The 16,485-nt window shown below is 66.8% G+C and carries 18 protein-coding genes; 11 read left to right on the top strand and 7 right to left on the bottom strand.

All coding sequences use genetic code 11. The features are described from left to right. Positions 1-51 precede the first annotated feature (51 nt). The gene (locus tag GBA63_RS02995; RefSeq protein ID WP_166173354.1) at positions 52-1,200 is read left to right on the top strand and encodes a MarP family serine protease; all 1,149 of its coding nucleotides are present in this window, start codon (positions 52-54) and stop codon (positions 1,198-1,200) included. Positions 1,201-1,467: 267 nt separating this feature from the next. On the opposite strand, the gene GBA63_RS02990 is transcribed toward GBA63_RS02995, so the two are convergent. From GBA63_RS02990 to GBA63_RS02975, 4 genes are read right to left on the bottom strand one after another with little or no spacing between them, the layout of a single operon-like run. Next, positions 1,468-1,659, bottom strand: a complete 192-nt coding sequence (locus GBA63_RS02990; protein ID WP_166173352.1) for a hypothetical protein — start codon at positions 1,657-1,659, stop codon at positions 1,468-1,470. Between the two features lie 10 nt (positions 1,660-1,669). Next, positions 1,670-1,900, bottom strand: a complete 231-nt coding sequence (locus GBA63_RS02985) for a hypothetical protein (RefSeq protein WP_166173350.1) — start codon at positions 1,898-1,900, stop codon at positions 1,670-1,672. Between the two features lie 47 nt (positions 1,901-1,947). Continuing rightward, positions 1,948-2,367, bottom strand: a complete 420-nt coding sequence (locus tag GBA63_RS02980) for a DUF4385 domain-containing protein (protein WP_166173348.1) — start codon at positions 2,365-2,367, stop codon at positions 1,948-1,950. Then, positions 2,364-2,906, bottom strand: coding sequence for a hypothetical protein (locus GBA63_RS02975; protein ID WP_166173346.1), 543 nt, complete (start codon positions 2,904-2,906; stop codon positions 2,364-2,366). Before GBA63_RS02975 ends, GBA63_RS02980 begins: the two co-directional genes overlap by 4 nt. A 111-nt stretch (positions 2,907-3,017) precedes the next feature. Between GBA63_RS02975 and GBA63_RS02970 the strand changes: the two genes are divergently transcribed. The 3 genes from GBA63_RS02970 to GBA63_RS02960 all read left to right on the top strand — a co-directional run bounded on the left by GBA63_RS02970 (position 3,018) and on the right by GBA63_RS02960 (position 7,684). Next, positions 3,018-3,623, top strand: a complete 606-nt coding sequence (locus tag GBA63_RS02970) for a TetR/AcrR family transcriptional regulator (RefSeq protein ID WP_166173344.1) — start codon at positions 3,018-3,020, stop codon at positions 3,621-3,623. 88 nt (positions 3,624-3,711) lie between these two features. Continuing rightward, on the top strand, positions 3,712-4,926 hold the full coding sequence (locus GBA63_RS02965; protein WP_207957210.1) for an FAD-dependent oxidoreductase: 1,215 nt from the start codon (positions 3,712-3,714) through the stop codon (positions 4,924-4,926). 61 nt (positions 4,927-4,987) lie between these two features. Then, a complete protein-coding gene (locus GBA63_RS02960; protein WP_166173340.1) occupies positions 4,988-7,684 on the top strand; it encodes a PEP/pyruvate-binding domain-containing protein in 2,697 nt (898 codons plus the stop codon). Here GBA63_RS02960 and GBA63_RS02955 read toward each other — a convergent pair. Next, the gene (locus tag GBA63_RS02955) at positions 7,675-8,616 is read right to left on the bottom strand and encodes an aminotransferase class IV (protein WP_207957047.1); all 942 of its coding nucleotides are present in this window, start codon (positions 8,614-8,616) and stop codon (positions 7,675-7,677) included. The two genes, GBA63_RS02960 and GBA63_RS02955, sit on opposite strands and share 10 nt — an antisense overlap. A 209-nt stretch (positions 8,617-8,825) precedes the next feature. On the opposite strand from GBA63_RS02955, the gene GBA63_RS02950 reads away from it, so the two are divergent. From GBA63_RS02950 to GBA63_RS23895, 5 genes are all read left to right on the top strand, one after another. Continuing rightward, positions 8,826-11,159, top strand: coding sequence for a universal stress protein (locus GBA63_RS02950; protein ID WP_166173338.1), 2,334 nt, complete (start codon positions 8,826-8,828; stop codon positions 11,157-11,159). 145 nt (positions 11,160-11,304) lie between these two features. Next, positions 11,305-11,574: a 2Fe-2S iron-sulfur cluster-binding protein gene (locus tag GBA63_RS02945; RefSeq protein WP_166173336.1), complete on the top strand. Its 270-nt coding sequence runs from the start codon at positions 11,305-11,307 to the stop codon at positions 11,572-11,574. Between the two features lie 250 nt (positions 11,575-11,824). Further along, on the top strand, positions 11,825-12,166 hold the full coding sequence (locus GBA63_RS02940) for a PepSY domain-containing protein (RefSeq protein ID WP_166173334.1): 342 nt from the start codon (positions 11,825-11,827) through the stop codon (positions 12,164-12,166). Between the two features lie 34 nt (positions 12,167-12,200). Next, positions 12,201-13,058 carry a hypothetical protein gene (locus GBA63_RS02935; protein ID WP_166173332.1) on the top strand — a complete coding sequence of 286 codons (858 nt, stop codon included), beginning with the start codon at positions 12,201-12,203 and terminating at the stop codon, positions 13,056-13,058. Between the two features lie 198 nt (positions 13,059-13,256). Continuing rightward, a complete protein-coding gene (locus GBA63_RS23895) occupies positions 13,257-13,391 on the top strand; it encodes a hypothetical protein (protein WP_266096292.1) in 135 nt (44 codons plus the stop codon). Positions 13,392-13,559: 168 nt separating this feature from the next. Here the strand turns inward: GBA63_RS23895 and corA are convergent, their stop codons facing one another. Continuing rightward, positions 13,560-14,537: a magnesium/cobalt transporter CorA gene (gene corA, locus GBA63_RS02930; protein ID WP_207957046.1), complete on the bottom strand. Its 978-nt coding sequence runs from the start codon at positions 14,535-14,537 to the stop codon at positions 13,560-13,562. Positions 14,538-14,616: 79 nt separating this feature from the next. Between corA and GBA63_RS02925 the strand changes: the two genes are divergently transcribed. Both GBA63_RS02925 and GBA63_RS02920 read left to right on the top strand, forming a co-directional pair. Next, a complete protein-coding gene (locus tag GBA63_RS02925) occupies positions 14,617-14,865 on the top strand; it encodes an AbrB/MazE/SpoVT family DNA-binding domain-containing protein (protein WP_166173328.1) in 249 nt (82 codons plus the stop codon). Next, positions 14,858-15,262: a type II toxin-antitoxin system VapC family toxin gene (locus GBA63_RS02920; protein WP_166173326.1), complete on the top strand. Its 405-nt coding sequence runs from the start codon at positions 14,858-14,860 to the stop codon at positions 15,260-15,262. Before GBA63_RS02925 ends, GBA63_RS02920 begins: the two co-directional genes overlap by 8 nt. An 88-nt stretch (positions 15,263-15,350) precedes the next feature. Here GBA63_RS02920 and GBA63_RS02915 read toward each other — a convergent pair whose 3' ends face one another. After that, positions 15,351-16,400, bottom strand: coding sequence for an aldo/keto reductase (locus tag GBA63_RS02915; RefSeq protein ID WP_166173324.1), 1,050 nt, complete (start codon positions 16,398-16,400; stop codon positions 15,351-15,353). Positions 16,401-16,485: the final 85 nt, after the last annotated feature.

The raw sequence follows: 16,485 nt of genomic DNA, 5'->3' as shown, positions 1-16,485 counted from the left end.
GCCGGGCTGATAGCTCGCGAAGCGCGCGTGCTAACAATGTAGAATTTGCGGATGGTGGCGCTCGATGTGTTCATAGCCCTCTTCGTTTTGCTGGCGGTGTTGCGCGGCGCGCGCACCGGCTTTCTGGCTGGCGTCTTTTCGCTCGTCGGGGTGGTTGTGGGGGCTTCGGTCGGGTCGAGGGTGGCGCCCTCGCTCGCGCCGGAGGGGGGGAACCCTATTTATGAGTTGGGTATTACCCTTATTGGCATCGTTGGCTTCGCCGTTCTTGGGGAGATTTTGGCCCGCATCGTCGGGGGCTCCTTGAGAAACCGGCTCACGGGGCCGACCTCGGCGGCCCTGGACGGTCTGGGGGGTGGCGTTCTGGGGCTTGCGCTCTCGCTCGTTCTGGTGTGGGCCGTCGGGGTTTTTGCCCTGCAGTCTCCCCCGCTCGCCGGGCTGCATCCGGCCGTCGAGGAGTCGAAGATCCTGAGCTCTCTCAACGAGCGGATGCCCTCGGGGATGCTCACCCGGGCGGTCGCCAAGATCGACCCGCTGCCCAAGATTCAGGGCCCCAGCCCCGACGTCGCCCCCCCGGAGAAAGGCATAGTCTCGGACCCCGACGTGCGGGCGGCGTCCATGAGGACCGTGCGCGTAACCGGGGTGGCCTGCGGCTACGGCGTCGAGGGCTCGGGTTGGGCCGCCGGGAGAAACCTCGTCGTCACCAACGCCCACGTCGTCGCCGGCGAGGCCGTGACGAGGGTGCAGCCCAGGGGCGTCGGCCGCAGCCTGAAGGCCGAGGTGGTCCTCTTCGACGAGAAGAACGACGTGGCGGTCCTGCGCGTCAGGAAACTAGGCCTCTCCCCCATCCCGCTCGCGCCGCCCCGCAAGGGCGAGGCGGCGGCCGTGATCGGGTTCCCCCAGAACGGCCCGCTCGACATCCAACCGGCCCGAACCGGCGAGACCGAACGCGTGATCTCCGGCGACGCCTACAACGAGGGCCCGGTCGAACGCGTAGTCACCGGCTTCCGCGTCTTCGTCCGCCCGGGCAACTCGGGCGGCCCGGCCGTCAACGCCGAGGGCGAAGTAGTCTCCACCATCTTCGCCAGCCGCGCCGACTCCTCCAACGCCGGCTTCGGCATCCCCTCCCAACTCGTCGGCCGCCACCTGCAACTCGCCACCGGACGCACCAACCCGGTAAGCACCGGAGGATGCGCAGGTTAGCACGCAAGCTCCTCCCTACGGTCGTCGCGCACGCTTCGGCCTGCTTCGCGGGCCTCGCTTTCAGCTTGTCAGCTTCTTGCCGCGCTAAGACCTACCGGGCCGCGCATCGCGCGACGGTTCGGGTGCCGTGGGACGTGACGCGTACGGATGACTTCCTGGAAGCCTCCGAAGGAGGCGTGCTGAAATGCTGACTAGCTGAAAGGCGCGAAGCGCCGTGCTGAAAGCGGAGGCGCAAGCCGAAGCGTGCGCGAGTCGCTTCGCGGCTCGCTAGCGGGTCTCTTCTTTGATGATCTTCTCGACCGCGATGCGGCTTCGGGTTAGTTCGGCTTCGACTGTGGCGAGGCGGGCCAGGGATGTCTCGCGCAGGCGGTCGCGCTCGACCTCGCGGGCGACGGCCGAGGCCGCCTCGTCGATGGCTGTTACGGCGCTCTCCAGGGTCAGCAAATCTCGTTGGTCCATATACGGGATGTTACCTGAAGCCGTACCTCTCGTTGTTGCGCTTGGCGACGAGGTAGGCGTCGATGGTGGCCCACAGTCCAACGATGGGCATCAGGACCCAGCCGATCAGGACCACCGTCAACGCGCCGTTGATTAGCTGGAGGATTATGAAGACGGCGCCCTTGCCTATCTGGCCGTTGTAGATCTGGCCGAGACCCGCGACGATGACGCTGAGGATGGCCGCGATCAGGGGATTGCGCATGACTCTCTCCTTCTCTTCGCTCTCACAACGGTATACGCCCGAACCCACTACTCGTTTCGCCGCCGGTGCTCTTCCTTGAGCCTCGAATACTCCTCGTCCTCGGCCGCGGCCCGCCACTTCGCCCGAAAGACCTCGGCCGCCCGGGCCTTCTCCGGGTCTTCTTCCTCGCGCGGCTTGCTCTTCTTGCCGCCCTCGTACTTCGCGTAGCGCCTCGCCCTGGTCCATCCCATCTGCAAGTACTTTCTGGCGACGTCCATGCCGACGAAGTCGCCCTCGGCCCTGTACTCCTCGAATTTCGCGTAGATCTTCTCGGACGACTCCCGCGCGGCCTCCTCGGTCTTGAAGCTCCAGAGAGGCAACAACTCGCCCTTGTACGGCTCGGCGTGGAAGACGCCCTGCTCCCCGCGGCCGACCCTGTACGCCTCGGGATGCGCCCGAAGATCCACGCCGTCGTACGGATAGCTCATCGCGTCAAATCTGTGATGAACGCCGGCACTTCGAGCTCGACCGCACCGCCGTCCCTGATCGAAACTTCCCGAAAAGGCCGATACTCGACGTAATAGCCGCTACCGAGGAACAGCATGACCTCCCCGGCTATCTCGACGCCTTCGGCATCGGACGCCCTGTAGTCGAAGTCCTCTTCTTCCGGTTCCGCGCCCGGTTCCCGTGAATCCAGGTTGGCCTGCCACGCGTGGATCCTCGCGGACAGCGGTTCGGGCATCCCGAAGTTTTCCGGAGACGAAGACAAACCCATCGAAACGGAACCGGGGAACGGGATCTCCCACAGACCGTCGGCCATCCAGTCGAAGCCGACCCTGACGAAGCACCTGTACTTCCGTAGATAGTTCTCCTCGATGAACTTCCACACTACCGGCTCGTCCTCCCGCCTAAGCCCTTCGTAGAAGGCGGGACGGTAACTGCCGAACTCCGGCCCGTGGTCCGCGAGGTCGTGCTCCGTCCACAATCGGAACAGGTTTCGAGACTTGGTGCGATACGGACGGTCCATCTTCGAGAGTCTAACCCGGAACGCGACGTGGCGACCCCTTACATCACGCTTGACAGAACGTTCAATCAGGAGTAACGTGGGTTCATTGAATGTTCGATCAAGGAGGATTGGTTGGCTGAGGAGGTAGACAGGCGGGGTCAGATCCTGGACGCGGCGTTCGAGGAGTTCTCGACGAAGGGGTTCAAGGGGGCGACTATCAAGAGCATAGCGGGGGCTGCGGGGTTGCAGTCTCCGGCCCTGATCTACTGGTACTTCCCGGACAAGGAGGCCCTCTTCGACGCGGTCTTGCACACCCACGCTCCCTTGCGGACCACGGTGGATGATCCGGCGTCGATGATGGACCGTCCGCCCGAGGAGGTTTTGCCGGAGATCGCGCGAGCTTACTTCGCGACCGTCAATAACCCTGTCAGCCAGCGCATGATGAAGCTTCTGGTAGGGGAGGCCATGAGGCGTCCGGGGCTGGCGGACATGCTGGGCAGGGCGACGGCGGCGAAGGTGCTCGGCTTCCTCAAGCAGTACCTGTCGCGTCAGGTCGAGTTGGGGCGGCTGCGGCCCCACGACGTGCGCTCGGGCGCGCGGGCCTTCGTCGGGATGCTCATCCCGCAGGCGGCGGGCAAGATCGTCTTCCCCGCCCTGCGCGAGGACGACCTCACCGACGAAGAACACCTAAAGACGGCCATCGGTATCTTTCTCGAAGGGTTGAGGCCGAAGGATTAGAGAAGGCGACGAAGGAGGTCCCGCCGTGACGGAGACAACGCAGAAGAGGGCGAGCGCCGATGCTGCGGAGCCCCGCGGGGCTTCCGGGGTGACGCGCACGGCCTGCGCGGTCGTCGGCGGGGGTCCGGGCGGGGCGGTGCTGGCGTTGCTGCTGGCGCGCAAGGGCGTGGACGTGACGCTTCTCGAAGCGCACCCGGACTTCGACCGGGAGTTTCGGGGTGACACGTTGCACCCTTCGGTCATGGAGATCATGGACCAGTTGGGCCTCGCCGGCAGACTGCTCGAACGTCGTCACAGCAAGATCTCGACATTCACCATCCAGACCGACGAGGGGCCGTTCTCGCCCATAGACCTCTCGCGGCTCAGGACGAAGTTCCCCTACATAACCGTCATGCCCCAGACGAGCTTCCTCGAGTTCATAGTCGGTGAGGCAGAGAAATACCCGAACTTCCGGCTCGTTATGGGGGCGCGGGTCCGCGGGCTCGTCGAAGAAGACGGTGGGGTACGGGGGGTGCGTTACGAGGGCAAAGACGGGCCGCGCGAGGTTCGGGCGGCGCTCGTGGTCGGGGCGGACGGGCGCGGGAGCCGGGTACGCCGGCTCGCCGGGATAGAGCCCATAAAGACCTCGCCGCCGATGGACGTGCTGTGGTTCAAGCTGCCGAGGGAGCCGGAGGACCAGGAGGGGATCGTCGGCCGGTTCGGGCGGGGGCACATCGCGGTCATGCTGGACCGGGAGGATTACTGGCAGGCGGGGTACGTCATCCCCAAGGGGACCTTTCCAGAGCTTCGGCACGAGGGCATCGGGGAGCTCAAGCGGCAGTTCGCCGGGCTTATCCCCGAGTTCGCGGATCGGCTAGCCCATCTCACGGATTGGCGCGAGGTCTCGCTGCTCTCCGTCGAGTCGAGCCGCTGCCCGACGTGGCACAAACCGGGGCTTCTGCTCATCGGGGACGCGGCCCACGTGATGAGCCCCGTAGCGGGGGTGGGCATCAACTACGCGATCCAGGACGCCGTGTCGGCGGCGAACGTCCTCGACGGGCCGCTCACGGAGAGCCAGAGGCGGCTGGTCGCCCTGGACGAGAAGCACCTCGCGGCGGTGCAGCGGCGGCGGGAGTTGCCCACCAGGGTGATCCAGGCTTTACAGGCCCAGATCCAGAAAAACGTCCTGGCACCCGCCCTCGGGTCGAGCCGGCCGTTCTCCCCCCCGCTGCTGCTGAAGCTTCTGCCGCGCATACCGGTCCTGCGGGACCTCCCCGGCCGCCTCGTCGGCTTCGGCCTCTGGCGGGTGCGCGTAAAGGGCTAGGTAGGGACGCCGGAGGGGGCCGAAGAGAGCCGGGCATCACCGGCCCGGAGAGGAGAGGCTGATGGAGCGCGCGCGAGAAGTCCCGGTCGTCCCGCTGACGCTGGATTTTGTGGATGTGGACCGGACCATGCTGCCGGCCGTCGGGGGCAAGGCGGCGAACCTGGGGGAGATGATACGGGCGGGGCTGCCGGTACCCGGAGGGTTCTGCGTGACGACGGCGGCCTACGACCTCGTGGCGGCCGGGGCAGGCCTGGATGGGACGCTCGCCGCGCTGGCCGAGACAACGCCTGAAGACGCGGCGCGCCTGGCGGAGCTAGCGGAGGTGGCGAGATTCGCGCTGCTCGAAGCCCCGGTCCCGGACGAATTGGTCCGTGAGATCTCCGCAAACTACGAGGGGCTTGGGGACGACGCCCCGGTGGCCGTCCGCTCCTCGGCGACGGCAGAGGACCTGCCGCAGGCGAGCTTCGCAGGCCAGCAGGACACGTACCTCAACGTAATCGGGCCGGAAGCCGTGCTGGACGCGGTGCGGCGTTGTTGGGCGTCGCTGTGGACGGAGAGGGCCGTCAGCTACCGGGCCACGAACGGCATAGACCCCCGCGCCGTGCGTCTCGCCGTCGTCGTGCAGAGGATGGTCGCCGCCGAGGTCTCCGGTATCCTCTTCACCGCGAACCCCATAACAGGGAGGCGCCGCCAGGCCGTCATCGATGCCAGCGTCGGCCTGGGCGAGGCCATCGTCTCCGGCGCGGTCAACCCGGACCACTTCGTCGTCGACACCGCCACGGGCAGGATCCTGGAGCGCCGCCCGGGCGACAAGCGGATCGCCGTCGTGGCGGAAGAGGGGGGCGGCACGCGGCGAATAGAAGGGTTCGGTGGTGGAGAAGAGGCCTCCCTCACGGACGAGCAGGTTCGCGCCCTGGCGCGGCTCGGGGCGCGCGTCGAGGAGCATTACGGCGCGCCGCAGGACACCGAGTGGGCGATAGACGCCGGGGGGACGACGTGGCTACTCCAGGCGCGGCCGATCACCACGCTCTTTCCCCTGCCGGCCTGCGCCCCCGACGACGAGCTGCGCGTCTACTTCTCGGCCAGCGTGGCCCAGGGCGTCTACCAGCCGCTGACGCCGATGGGCCGGCAGGCGTTCCGGCTTCTCGGGTCGTCGATCTCGACGCTTCTCGGGTACGGGCCGCCCGACCCGTTCGCCGGCCCGGCCCCCTACGCCGAGGCCGCGGGCCGCCTCTTCGTGGACGTCACGCCGGCGCTGCGCAGCACGTTCGGCCGCGGCCTGCTCGACCTCGCGACGCGCAACATGGAGGCGCGGACCGCCCCGATCCTCCGGCACCTCGCTGACGACCCACGCCTCTCCCCCACCACCACGTCCCCGTGGCCCGCGATCCGGGCCGTCCTGCCGACACTACTCCGGGTAGGCGTCCCGCAGCGCCTGATCCTGGCCCTCCTCCACCCGGCGAAGGCCCGGAACCGGGCGCTAGAGCTCGCGGCTGATTTCCGCGCGGCGGACGACGTGTCCCCGACCACCGTGGCGCGGCTCGACGAGGCCGGGCGCATCCTGCTCAGCGGCCCGCCGCGCCTGCTCCCCGACGTCCCCCCGGCCTTCGGCGCCGGCCTCGTGGCGAGCGCCCTGGCTGGCAGGCTGCTCGGGGGGCTCGCCACCGGGGACGAAAGGCGGGTCGCGTTGCGGGCGCTGCCGCACAACCCGACCACGGAGATGGACCTCGCATTATGGGACCTCGCCCAGCGGGTGCGCGCCGATCCGGACGCCGCCGGGGCCACGCGCGACACGCCGTCGCCGGAGCTTGCGAGGAATTACCAAGACGGCGCGCTGCCGGGCACGCTCCAGGAGGGCCTAGCGCGGTTCCTGGGCGTCTACGGGCATCGGGCGGTGGCGGAGATCGACCTCGGTCTGCCGCGGTGGTCCGAGAACCCGACGCACGTCCTGGGCGTGATCTCGAACTACCTCCGCCTCGAAGACCCGGCGCGGGCGCCGGACATCCAGTTCCGCCGGGCGGCCCTCGAAGCCGAAGCCATGGTCGAGGAGCTGTCCCGCCGCGCATACCGCCGGGGCCGCCTCCGCGGACGGCTCGTCGCGTTCTTCCTGAACCGGGCGCGGGCCCTGCTCGGCATGAGGGAGATGCCCAAGTTCTGCATAATCCTGCTCTTCGCGCGGGTCCGGTCCCTCCTTCTGCCGGTGGGCAGGGAGCTGGCGGAGGCCGGACGCCTGGAGGACGCAGACGACGTCTTCTTCCTCACGCTGCCCGAGGCGCGGGCCGCCGCCGCGGGCGAAGACCTGCGCGAACTGGTCCGCGAGCGCCGCGCCGACCACGACAGGGAGACGCGCCGCAGGCACATCCCGCGCGTCCTGCTCTCGGACGGCACCGAGCCGGACGCGGGGGTCCCGGGAAAGACGACCGGAGACTTGAACGGTACCCCGGCGTCCGGGGGCGTGGCGGTCGGAGCGGCGCGCGTCGTGCTCGACCCGGCGGGCGCTGGCCTCGAGCCGGGTGAGATCCTGGTCGCCCCCTCGACCGATCCCGGCTGGACGCCCCTCTTTCTCACTGCCGGCGGCCTCGTCATGGAGATGGGCGGCCCGATGTCCCACGGCGCGATCGTCGCCCGCGAGTATGGGATACCTGCCGTCGTCGGCGTACCGGACGCCACCGGCCGCATCATCACGGGCCAGGAGGTGACGGTCGACGGGTCCCTGGGGACGATAACCCTCGGGAAGCCCGCGGAGGTTCAGTCGTAGCGGACCGGGAGCGAGAAGCGGGGGTCTTCGTGCAGGCCCCAGTACGCCCCGCGCAACCGCAAGGTGACGGGACCGGGTCTCCCGTCGCCCAGCGGCGAACCGTCCACGGCCGTCACGGGCATCACGCCGCCGGCAGTGCTTGTGACGAACGCCTCGTCGGCGCGGCGTAGCTCTTCGGCGGGGACGGGCCGCCTTTCGAGCCGAACGTTCAGGTCCGCGGCCAGCTCCATGACGGTCCTGCGGGTGACGCCTTCCAGGACGCCGCCGTCGGGGGTGGCGATGGCGCCATCCTTCACCGCGAAGACGTTGAAGCCGGGTCCCTCGACGACGTTGTCGTTCTCGTCTACGAGGATCGCGGTCTCCCCGCCCCGGTCGTAGGCGTCGAGGAGGCCGGCCTGGAGGTCGAGCCAGTGGTAGTTCTTGACGGTCGGGTCGACCGAGCCTGGCGGTATGCGCTCGACGCGGCTGATGGTGGCGTGGAGGCCCTGGGTCTGTTTGTCGGGGGTGGAGATCCAGACGAACGGCACGACGAAGGCGTAGAAGCGGTTCTCGCAGTCGCGCGGGTCGCGGGAGCCGGGCTTCGGTATCCCGCGGGTGCAGATGACCTCCGCGTAGGCGTCACGCAACCCGCTCAGGCGCACGCACTCCACGAGGATCTCGCGTATGCGGTCCCGCCCGAAGGGCAGGCGCAGGCGCAGCTTCGCCACTCCCCTCTCGAAGCGGTCGAGGTGGTCCTCCAGGCGGAAGAAGCTCCCCCGCCAGACGTGGGCCACGTCGTAGGTCGCGTCGGAGCGCAGGAAGCCCCAGTCGAGGATGGGGATGCGCGCCTCGTCCACCGGCACGAACTCGCCTTCGACGAAGGCCGCTCCTTCCGCGTACGCCCCCCTGTCCCCGCTTCTACTAGTGCCCCGTTTCATCGCGTCGGCGCCCATCTTTGCTGGCCTCCCCTGCTTCGGTCAATTCGGCCATCTTCGGGCAGGCGGGGCAGGTTTTCCAGCGGGGCCGGGTTTTTGGCCGTGTGAACGCTTTTATTTGCGGTACAGGCTCTACAACGGTACATTACGCGAACAGGAAGGCGGCGCTTTTGTGCTGCCTGTCAAAAAGATCGCGTCCGGCGTCCTTACGGTAAGGGGAGCGGTAAATGTACAAAGAGATCTACGTCCCGGTCGACAACTCGGACTACTCCAACCAGGCGTGCGTCATAGGCGTCGACGTTGCGCGGCAGTTCGGGGGCAGGGTCGCGGGTTGCCACGCCTACGCCGCCAAGATGCACGACGTCCGCTTCAGACAGATGGAGTCGGGCCTCCCGGAGGAGTTCCGGGACGAAGACGAGATGAAGCGGCAGCGCAAGATCCACGACCAGCTCATAACCAAGGGCCTGGAGATAATCACCGACTCCTACATCGACGTGCTGGAGCCCCTCTGCGAGAAGTACGACGTGGAGTTGGTCCGTCGTTCCCTCGAAGGCAAGAACTTCAAGGTCATAGTCGAGGACGTAAACGACAACGACTTCGACCTCGTCGTCATAGGCGCGATGGGCATGGCCGCCGTCAAGGACACGGTCCTCGGCACGGTCACCGAGCGCGTCGTCCGCCGCCTCACCAAGGCGGACACCCTGATCGTCAAGGACCTCGACCGTAGTCCCTTCGAGCACATAGTCGTCGCCGTGGACGGCTCGGCCAAGTCGCTCGGCGGCCTCAAGCGGGCCATCGAGCTTGCGCGCGAGTTCGGCGGCACCGTCGAGGCCATCTCGGTCTTCGACCCGTACTTCCACTACGCGATGTTCCACTCCATAGCGGGCGTTCTCTCCTCCAAGGCCCAGAAGGTGTTCCGGTTCAAGGAGCAGGAGAAGCTGCACGAGGAGATCATCGACTCCGGGCTCGCCAAGATCTACACCGCCCACCTCGAGGTCGCCAAGAAGATAGCCGAGGACGAGGGCGTCGAGCTCAAGACGACGCTGCTGGCCGGCAAGCCCTTCGAGCAGACCATGAAGTACGTGAACGAGGTAAACCCGACGCTGGTCGTGATGGGCCGCATCGGCTACCACTCCGACGACGAGATGGACATCGGCGGCAACACCGAGAACATGATGCGCTACCTGCCGACGAACGTCCTCATCGGCAACTACGAGTACCAGGCCCCCGACCTCTACACCGCCGAAGAGCACATGACCTGGACCGACGAGGCCCTGCAGCGCCTCGACCGCATCCCGGGCTTCGTCGTCGGGATGGCGACGGGCGCGATCATCCGCTACGCCATCGAGAAGGGCTACACGGTAATCACAACGGGCGTTATAGACGAGGTAATAAAGAGCATCCTCCCCCCCGGCGCCATGGAGTCCATGCGCGCCATCGGCGACCAGATGCGCGAGGCCGAGGCAATGGGCGAGGAGAAGCCCATCGACTCGCTCTTCAAGGACTTCGACGAGCGCACCGCCGATAAGGCAAACGGCAACAGCGCCACCAACGGCAAGGCCAACGGCAACGGTCACAAGAACGGCAACGGCGAGGTTACGAAGGACGAGATCCTCGAAGCCGGCCGCGGCGGGTTCGGGAAGTCAGAGGACCAGGGCGACATCGAAGGCGTCTCCGCCGACGTGCAGGATGAGATCCACCGCGCAGCCCAGGGCCAGGACCGCTTCGAGTGCGACGTTTGCCGCTACGTGGCGAAGGGCAAGCCGGCCAGGTGCCCCGTCTGCGGCTCCGGCCCCACCCACTTCCACGCGGTGGACGCCGAGATAGCCACGACCGCGGGCGACGAGACGATGAACCTCTCCGAGGTCTACGACGGCCGCGAGCTCCACTGGACAGAGGACGCGACGGCCCTGCTCGACTCCCTCGAAGAGTGGCAGGAGAAGCGCCGCGTAAGGGCGCGTGTAGAGAAGAGCGCGCTCAAGAAGGGCTACTCGACCATCACCCGCGAGTACGTCGAGCAGCAGTACCGCGAGGAGACCGGCCGCGAGGCCCCCGAGGTCAAATCCGGCGGCTGCCCCGTCTCCCACGCCAAAGAACAGGTCCAGGAGACCACCGGCGCCAAGTGCCCCATCGACCACTCCGCCTTCCAGAAGGCTGGTGCGCTGGTTCCCGAGGGCGGCTCGAAAGAGTTCACCTGGACACAGGAGGCAATAGATCGCCTCGACCGGGCGCCCAAGGGCTTCATGCGGAACATCTCGCGCAACATGACCGAGAAGCTCGCCCGCGAGCGAGGCGTCACCCACATAGACCTCCCCCTCGTCGAGGACTCCCTCAGCGGCGCCCGCACCACTATGGAAGACGTCATAACCGGCAAGGTCTCCATAGCGGACCTCGCCAAAGACACCGGCGAGAAGATCGAGGCCGAGAACGGCGAGGCCCCGCACCCGCCCATGACCGTAACGATGATCTGCGGCACCTGCGGCGAGGAGATGGAGGGCATACAGCCCCCCGAGGAGTGCCCGGTTTGCGGCGCACCCGGTGAAGAGTTCGAGCAGAGGTAGCTTTCAGCGGTCAGCTATCAGCAAGTTGTCTCGGCTCGGAACTCTATTCCGGTGTGGGAGGTCCTCCGGTGGGGGCCTCCTTTCATCTCGTCGTCGTAACCAACCAAGCTCTTCCCCGACGGCAAGAGCTGAAAGCTGACGGCTGATGGCTAAAATGCACAAAGTCACCTTCAAGAAGAGCGGCCTCACCATCGACGTTGCGGAGGACGAGTACATCCTCGAAGCGGCGGAGGAGGCCGGGCTCACGCTTCCTTACGACTGCCGCAGCGGCACGTGTACGACGTGCATCCAGAAGTGCCTGGAAGGTGAGATCGACCAGGACATGGCCTTCGCCATCGGCGACGAGGAACTGGAGAAGGGCCTGCGCCTGATCTGCATCGGCAGCCCCCTCTCGGACGTGGTGCTCGACGCCTGATTTTGCAGAGAGGATGAACCTCTCTGCAGAGCTTTCAGCTGTCAGCGGTCGGCTTTCAGCAAGGGCAAGAAAAGCCGAAGGCTAAGGGCGGAGGCGAAGCCGGAGCGCGCTGACTACTGACCGCCGCGCGGGTTGCGGAGGCTTTATGCCTCCGTAACCCGCTTTAATGCTCCTCTAAGCCGCCTCTCAGGCCCCGCTCAGGTTTGGGCGCCATACTCTATTCCGCAGGCACACGACGAACGGAGTGGAGATGGTGGACAGGAAGAAACTAGTCGCCGGCGCGGCGACCGTGGCCGTCTTGGTTGTCGGCGGGGGGGCCGGGATCGCGTACGCCACCGGGGGCGACGCCGGGGAGCAGGTAACGGGGCCGAAAGCCGAGGATGCGAAGGGCGCGGCGCTCGAGGCCGTGGGTGGCGGGACCGTCACCGGGGTCGAGCGGGAGGATGAGGGCGGCGCCGGTCTCTTCGAGGTCGAGGTCAGGCGCGACGACGGCAGCCAGGTCGAGGTGCATCTGGACAGCGACCATAACGTGATCGGTCAGGAGGCCGACGACGACGGGCCGAACGACGAAGACGGGCCCGGCGACGACTGATCCCACCTGACGGCACCGAACACGGGAGAACGACATGCGACGCCGCCTAGAAGCCCCTGCCCAACACCCCGGGTCGAGGCGCCTGCTGGCCGCGACCCTGCTCGGTATCGGCCTATCGGCGGCACTCGCGACGGGCGCGTGCGGGGCCGATGCGTCGACGACGTCGGAGAAGGACGAGAGCCCGGGCAAGTCGGCACCGGCCGCCACGGCCCCGGAACCCGGCGGCCGGGGAGGTCTGCCCCGGGGAAGCGAGCCCGTGAAGCTCGACCCGGCCGACTTCTCCATCAACATAGACAACCCCTACTGGCCGATGGCCCCGGGCAACAAGTGGGTCTATAGCGAGACCGACACAGAGGGCACGAAAGAGCACGTCGTCGTCGAGGTCACGGACGAGACGAAGATGATCGCAAACGGCGTAGAGGCCCGTGTCATCCGCGACACGGTCACCGAGAACGGCACGCCGGTCGAGATCACGGACGACTGGTATGCCCAGGACAGGGCCGGCAACATCTGGTACCTCGGCGAGTACGTCACCAACTACAAGAACGGCAAGGTCGCGGACCACTCGGGTTCCTTCGAGGCCGGCGTAGACGGGGCGCAGCCCGGTATAGCCATGCCGGCCAATCCCGAGCCGGGCCTCTCCTACCGTCAGGAGTACTACGAGGGCGAGGCCGAAGACAAGGCCTCGGTCATCACCGTCGGCGAGGAGCAGGTCCAGGTCCCCTACGGCTTCTTCGACAAGGACGTCCTTATGACCCGCGACCTGGTCCCGACCGAGCCGAAGGTCCAGGAGCTGAAATTCTACGCCCCGAACGTCGGGCCACTGCTTAGCGTCCACACCGACGGCGCCGGCGGCCGTGCGGCGCTGGTCGATTACTCCAAAGGCGGTTAGCCAGCCTTTAGAGATCGGTGCTTTCCTGCGGCGGGCATGGGGTCATATTTTGCGACCCCATGTCTTCGAACTCGTCGGGTTCTCCCATATTTTGCGGATGAGAGAACCCTCACCCTCCTGTAATGGACGCCTAATGTCCGGCCGGCATCATAGGGTTCGTAAGGTTAACCGAGTACCAGCACCCAGGAGGTGAGAGTAATGGCCAAGTTCACGCAGATGGCCCCGGCCCGGACCAGCGCTCGGGACGGCAGCAAGAGCGGCGACAGCAACTCCGGCGGCGGCAAGAGGCGTCGTCGGCGCAGGCGTCGCAACCGCAGGCGCCGCAACACCTAAAGCGCCGAAGCGTTCGAAGCGAAGCGGCCCCCGAAGGGGCCGCTTTTTCGTGCCGCCAGGAGATGAAGCCATCCCGTACCAGCGGCGGTCTGCCCGCCCAAACGGTCAAGAGAACACGCGCCGGCCTACGGGCACCCGGAACATCCTGAAACCTGTTGCCTGGAGCCTCTACAACCAGCCGCGGCGTTTGAAGACGAAGTAGAGCAGCACCGAGGTGAGGACCATGAGCATGAGGGCGAAGGGGTAGCCGAGTAGCCAGTGGAGTTCCGGCATGTGGTCGAAGTTCATGCCGTAGACGGTGCCTATGAGGGTTGGGGCGAAGAGGATGGCGGCCCAGGCCGAGATCTTTTTTACCTGCTCGTTCTGGGAGAGGCTGACGAGCGTGAGGTTGACGCTCAGGATGCTCTGGAGGAGTTCGCGGTAGCCGGAGAGGCGGTCCGAGACGTGCTGGGCGTGATCCTGGACGTCGCGGAGGTAGCGGCCGACCTCGGAGTCTACGTCTATGATCTCACCCCGCATAAGGGCACCGAGCACCTCGTTGAGCGGGTCCGCCGCCCTCTGGAACTGAATCACCTCCCGCGAGAGCTCGTACACCCGACGCGAAACGTCGGCGCTCCCCCCGAAGACCTGGGACTCTATCTCCTGTATGTCGTTCTCGAGGCCGTCCGCGACGGGGCCGTAATCGTCGACCACCTGGTCCATGATCGCGTGCAGTATGGCCTCCGGCCCCCGCCGCAGCAGCTCGGGGTCCTCCTCGAGCCGCTGCCGCACCTCGCTGAGGTCCGGCACCTCGCTGTGGCGCACGGTGATGACGAAGCTCTTGCCGACGAAGACGTGCGTCTCCCCGAACTCGACCGTCTCACTCTCGTCCACGTAACGCGCCGGCCTGAGCACGACGAAGAGCGTCTCGCCGTAACGCTCGAGCTTCGGCCGCTGGTGGGCGTCGAGCGCGTCCTCCACGGCCAGCGGGTGCAGCTCGAACTCCTCGGCCACGGACTCGAACTCCTCGGCCGTCGGCTTGTACAGGCCGATCCAGGCTATGCCCTCCCGGCTGCGGCAGGCGTCGTAGATCTCTTCCAGAGACCCGGGCTCGACGGCCCGCTTGCCGTCGACGTAGATGGCGCTGTCCACGATCACAGCCGGCATTATACGCTTGCGGTGATGGCCACTTTTTCTCGCCGGTGGCAAGTCATGTTTTCGTGGTAGAGTGTCGCAAAGATGGCGCATGAGTGAGATCAAGACAAAACTGGGACAGGGTGGCAGACTGGTCATACCTACGGAGTACCGTCGGCGGTTGGGGTTGAAGCCCGGCGACGAGGTACTGGTGCGTCTGGATGAGGAGGGCTTGCACATCTCTACGCCCGCCCAGGCCGTGGCGCGGGCGCAGGCTCTCGTGCGGCGTTACGTTCCGGCGGCGCGCAACCTCTCGGACGAGTTGATCTCGGAGAGAAGAGCGCAGGCCGCGCGTGAGTGAGGTCGTTCTGGACGCTTCGGCCCTGCTCGCGTTGCTGCAGCAGGAGCGCGGGCACGAGGAGGTAGCCCGGGTCGTGCCCAGCGCCGCGATGGGCGCGGTCAACCTGTCCGAAGTGGCGGCGAAGCTCGCCGACGCGGGCATGCCCGAAGAGACCATCAGGGAAGCGGTCGGGGGTTTGGGCCTGGACATACGCGACTTCGACCGGGAACTGGCGTTCCGGGCAGGGATGCTGCGTCCCCTGACGAAATCCAGGGGTCTTTCGCTGGCGGATCGGGCATGCCTGGCCCTGGGACGGCAGCTAGAACTCCCCGTCTTGACCACGGACGGAGCCTGGAAGGACCTCGACCTGGAAGTCGAGGTCAGGCTCGTCAGGCCCCGATCCCAGACCAACAAATAAGAGAGTCCGCCGCCCGGGACGCGCATCCCCCTCGAAGGGTCAGGTCGCGTTCGTTTCTTGCCGAGAACCGATAACCAAACGTCGAAAGCTAATCCAGATACGGTCCCATTAGCGGCATGTCGGCCGGGCCGAGGCGGTCCGAAGCCGTCTTTAGCTGGTGCCAGAACGGGTAAATGAGCGGCGGGGCGCTGACATCGTCGAGACGCTTGCGCTCTTCGTCGGACAACTTCAGGTCGGCGGCCTTGAGGTTGTCCGCGAGTTGCTCGTCGGTGCGGGCTCCCACGACTAGCGAGGAGACGCCGGGACGGCCGAGCAACCAGGCGAGGGCGACCTGGGCAGCGGAGACGCCGCGTCCTTCGGAGACCTCGACGAGGGCGTCTATGATGTCGTAGAGGCGGGCTTCGTCGCGGATGGGGGGCTCGTCCCAGCCCTCGAAGCGGCGGCCCTCGGCGGCATCCTGGTCCCGGCGGTACTTGCCGGAGAGAAGACCGCCAGCGAGCGGGCTCCAGATGAGGATGCCGCAGTCCTGGTCGAGGGAGAGCGGGAGGAGTTCGTACTCGGCCTCGCGCGCTTCGAGGGTGTAGTGGATCTGCTGGCTCACGTACCGCTGGTAGCCGTGCCTCTCGGACACCCCGAGCGCCTTCATCAGTTGCCAGCCGGCGTAGTTGGAGCAGCCGACGTAGCGCACCTTGCCGGACCGGACGAGCGTGTCGAAGGCTTCGAGCGTCTCTTCGAGCGGGGTCACGCCGTCCCACTCGTGGGCCTGATAGAGGTCGATGTGGTCCGTGCCCAGGCGCCTGAGGCTCTCCTCGCAGGCGCGGATGATGTGGTGGCGCGAGAGGCCCGCCCCGTTCGGGCCTTCGTCCGTTCGGAAACGCGCCTTCGTCGCGAGCAGCAGTTGGTCGCGGCGGCCCGAGATGGCCTGGCCCAGGATCTCCTCGGATTCGCCCGAGGAGTAGATGTCCGCGGTGTCGAAGAGGTTGACCCCGGCATCGAGGCACATGTCCACCTGCCGGGTGGCCCCGGCCACGTCGGTCGAGCCGACCTTGCTGAAAGGCCCGCTGCCGCCGAAGGTCATCGTGCCGAGGGTGAGCGACGAGACGAACAATCCGGAACGCCCGAGACGCCGGTACTCCATAAGTCCTCCTTGGGATCTAGCCTCCGAGACGAGCGCTAGCCTAGCACGACGGGCCACCGAAGCCAGAACCCGCGGGGTTCGTGCT

This window comes from Rubrobacter tropicus, assembly GCF_011492945.1.
GTDB classification, from domain to species: domain Bacteria; phylum Actinomycetota; class Rubrobacteria; order Rubrobacterales; family Rubrobacteraceae; genus Rubrobacter_D; species Rubrobacter_D tropicus.
Note: the sequence above shows the minus strand (reverse complement) of the source record. Positions and strands in the feature narration are given on the sequence as shown.

Excerpts from the sequence above, each read along its gene's own strand:
- GBA63_RS02995 (WP_166173354.1), top strand. The coding sequence starts at position 52 with ATGGTGGCGCTCGATGTGTTCATAGCCCTCTTCGTTTTGCTGGCGGTG.
- GBA63_RS02990 (WP_166173352.1), bottom strand. The coding sequence starts at position 1,659 with ATGGACCAACGAGATTTGCTGACCCTGGAGAGCGCCGTAACAGCCATC.
- GBA63_RS02985 (WP_166173350.1), bottom strand. The coding sequence starts at position 1,900 with ATGCGCAATCCCCTGATCGCGGCCATCCTCAGCGTCATCGTCGCGGGT.
- GBA63_RS02980 (WP_166173348.1), bottom strand. The coding sequence starts at position 2,367 with ATGAGCTATCCGTACGACGGCGTGGATCTTCGGGCGCATCCCGAGGCG.
- GBA63_RS02975 (WP_166173346.1), bottom strand. The coding sequence starts at position 2,906 with ATGGACCGTCCGTATCGCACCAAGTCTCGAAACCTGTTCCGATTGTGG.
- GBA63_RS02960 (WP_166173340.1), top strand. The coding sequence starts at position 4,988 with ATGGAGCGCGCGCGAGAAGTCCCGGTCGTCCCGCTGACGCTGGATTTT.
- GBA63_RS02955 (WP_207957047.1), bottom strand. The coding sequence starts at position 8,616 with ATGGGCGCCGACGCGATGAAACGGGGCACTAGTAGAAGCGGGGACAGG.
- GBA63_RS02950 (WP_166173338.1), top strand. The coding sequence starts at position 8,826 with ATGTACAAAGAGATCTACGTCCCGGTCGACAACTCGGACTACTCCAAC.
- GBA63_RS02945 (WP_166173336.1), top strand. The coding sequence starts at position 11,305 with ATGGCTAAAATGCACAAAGTCACCTTCAAGAAGAGCGGCCTCACCATC.
- GBA63_RS02940 (WP_166173334.1), top strand. The coding sequence starts at position 11,825 with ATGGTGGACAGGAAGAAACTAGTCGCCGGCGCGGCGACCGTGGCCGTC.
- GBA63_RS02935 (WP_166173332.1), top strand. The coding sequence starts at position 12,201 with ATGCGACGCCGCCTAGAAGCCCCTGCCCAACACCCCGGGTCGAGGCGC.
- GBA63_RS23895 (WP_266096292.1), top strand. The coding sequence starts at position 13,257 with ATGGCCAAGTTCACGCAGATGGCCCCGGCCCGGACCAGCGCTCGGGAC.
- corA (WP_207957046.1), bottom strand. The coding sequence starts at position 14,537 with ATGCCGGCTGTGATCGTGGACAGCGCCATCTACGTCGACGGCAAGCGG.
- GBA63_RS02925 (WP_166173328.1), top strand. The coding sequence starts at position 14,617 with ATGAGTGAGATCAAGACAAAACTGGGACAGGGTGGCAGACTGGTCATA.
- GBA63_RS02915 (WP_166173324.1), bottom strand. The coding sequence starts at position 16,400 with ATGGAGTACCGGCGTCTCGGGCGTTCCGGATTGTTCGTCTCGTCGCTC.